Raw genomic sequence first — 3,029 nt, forward strand, 5'->3', positions numbered from 1 at the left:
ATATTAACTTCTTGCTTGAACTGTCACATAAAACGCGTTTGGCGTTGTATGGTTAAGCCTCACGGGTAATTAGTACAAGTTAGCTTAATGCCTCACAGCACTTCCACATCTTGCCTATCAACGTTGTAGTCTCCAACGGCCCTTCAGAGAGCTTATAGCTCTAGTGAGAAATCATCTCGAGGCCTGCTTCGCGCTTAGATGCTTTCAGCGCTTATCAGTTCCGAACGTAGCTACCGGGCAATGCCATTGGCATGACAACCCGAACACCAGCGGTTCGTTCACTCCGGTCCTCTCGTACTAGGAGCAACCCCTCTCAATTCTCAAACGCCCACGGCAGATAGGGACCGAACTGTCTCACGACGTTCTAAACCCAGCTCGCGTACCACTTTAAATGGCGAACAGCCATACCCTTGGGACCGACTTCAGCCCCAGGATGTGATGAGCCGACATCGAGGTGCCAAACACCGCCGTCGATATGAACTCTTGGGCGGTATCAGCCTGTTATCCCCGGAGTACCTTTTATCCGTTGAGCGATGGCCCTTCCATTCAGAACCACCGGATCACTATGACCTACTTTCGTACCTGCTCGACGTGTCTGTCTCGCAGTTAAGCTGGCTTCTACCATTACACTAACCGTACGATGTCCGACCGTACTTAGCCAACCTTCGTGCTCCTCCGTTACTCTTTAGGAGGAGACCGCCCCAGTCAAACTACCCACCAGGCACTGTCCGTAACCCCGATTCAGGGGCCAACGTTAGAACATCAAAACTACAAGGGTGGTATTTCAAGGTTGACTCCAACAAAACTAGCGTCTCATCTTCAAAGTCTCCCACCTATCCTACACATGTAGGTTCAATGTTCAGTGCCAAGCTGTAGTAAAGGTTCACGGGGTCTTTCCGTCTAGCCGCGGGTACACAGCATCTTCACTGCGATTTCAATTTCACTGAGTCTCGGGTGGAGACAGCGTGGCCATGGTTACACCATTCGTGCAGGTCGGAACTTACCCGACAAGGAATTTCGCTACCTTAGGACCGTTATAGTTACGGCCGCCGTTTACCGGGGCTTCGATCAAGAGCTTCTCCCTAAGGATAACCCCATCAATTAACCTTCCGGCACCGGGCAGGTGTCACACCGTATACGTCATCTTGCGATTTTGCACAGTGCTGTGTTTTTAATAAACAGTCCCAGCCACCTGGTCACTGCGGCTCCCGTCCGCTTAGAGAGCAAGTCTCATCACAGATAGGAGCGTACCTTCTCCCGAAGTTACGGTACGATTTTGCCTAGTTCCTTCACCCGAGTTCTCTCAAGCGCCTTAGTATTCTCTACCTGACCACCTGTGTCGGTTTGGGGTACGATTCCATATAATCTGAAGCTTAGAGGCTTTTCCTGGAAGTATGGCATCAGCAACTTCATCACCGTGGTGACTCGTCTCGTGTCTCAGGTTTAATGTTCGTCCGGATTTACCTAAACAAACGCCCTACTCACTTTCACATGGACTACCAACGCCATGCTTGCTTAGCCTGCTCCGTCCCCCCATCGCAATTATATCGAGTACAGAAATATTAATCTGTTTCCCATCGACTACGCCTTTCGGCCTCGCCTTAGGGGTCGACTTACCCTACCCTGATTAACATGGGATAGGAACCCTTGGTCTTCCGGCGTGGGAGTTTTTCACTCCCATTATCGTTACTCATGTCAGCATTCGCACTTCTGATACCTCCAGCAACCCTCCCGGGTCACCTTCAACGGCTTACAGAACGCTCCCCTACCACTCAGAATAAATTCTGAATCCGCAGCTTCGGTGCATAGTTTAGCCCCGTTACATCTTCCGCGCAGACCGACTCGACCAGTGAGCTATTACGCTTTCTTTAAAGGATGGCTGCTTCTAAGCCAACCTCCTGGCTGTCTGGGCCTTTCCACATCGTTTCCCACTTAACTATGACTTTGGGACCTTAGCTGGCGGTCTGGGTTGTTTCCCTCTTCACGACGGACGTTAGCACCCGCCGTGTGTCTCCCGGATATTACTTTACGGTATTCGGAGTTTGCAAAGGGTTGGTAAGTCGGGATGACCCCCTAGCCTTAACAGTGCTCTACCCCCGTAAGTATTCGTCCGAGGCTCTACCTAAATAGATTTCGGGGAGAACCAGCTATCTCCCGGTTTGATTAGCCTTTCACTCCTAACCACAAGTCATCCCCTAACTTTTCAACGTTAGTGGGTTCGGTCCTCCAGTTGATGTTACTCAACCTTCAACCTGCTCATGGCTAGATCACCGGGTTTCGGGTCTATACCTTGCAACTATTCGCCCAGTTAAGACTCGGTTTCCCTACGGCTACCCTAATCGGTTAACCTCGCTACAAAATATAAGTCGCTGACCCATTATACAAAAGGTACGCAGTCACCCAACAAGTGGGCTCCTACTGCTTGTACGTACACGGTTTCAGGTTCTATTTCACTCCCCTCACAGGGGTTCTTTTCGCCTTTCCCTCACGGTACTGGTTCACTATCGGTCAGTTGGGAGTATTTAGCCTTAGATGATGGTCCACCTATATTCAGTCAAAGTTTCACGTGCTCCGACCTACTCGATTTCACTTAAAATGTCTTTTCATGTACGGGACTATCACCCTGTATCGTGGCGCTTTCCAGCAGCCTTCCATTAACACATAATAAGCTTAAGGGCTGTTCCGATTTCGCTCGCCGCTACTTTCGGAATCTCGGTTGATTTCTTTTCCTACGGGTACTTAGATGTTTCAGTTCTCCGCGTTCGCCTCGTTAACCTATGTATTCAGTTAACGATACCTGCAAGCAGGTGGGTTTCCCCATTCGGAAATCCTAGTCTCAAGTGCTTTTTACTAGCTTGACTAGGCTTATCGCAAGTTAATACGTCCTTCATCGCCTCCAACTGCCAAGGCATCCACCGTGTACGCTTAGTCACTTAACCATACAACCCAAACGGGTCTTTGTTGTGTGACAGTTTAACTTCGCCAGAAGTCAATATTGAATACTAAAGTAGATACCAATCAATCAACTC

1 rRNA gene is annotated in these 3,029 nt (G+C 49.5%); it reads right to left on the reverse strand.

The features are described 5' to 3' along the window. Positions 1-48: 48 nt before the first annotated feature. Positions 49-2,939: ribosomal RNA gene (locus HC000_RS18065) — 23S ribosomal RNA — on the reverse strand. Positions 2,940-3,029 lie beyond the last annotated feature (90 nt).

The sequence above is a fragment of the Pseudoalteromonas sp. MIP2626 genome (assembly GCF_013414205.1).
Classification (GTDB): domain Bacteria; phylum Pseudomonadota; class Gammaproteobacteria; order Enterobacterales; family Alteromonadaceae; genus Pseudoalteromonas; species Pseudoalteromonas nigrifaciens.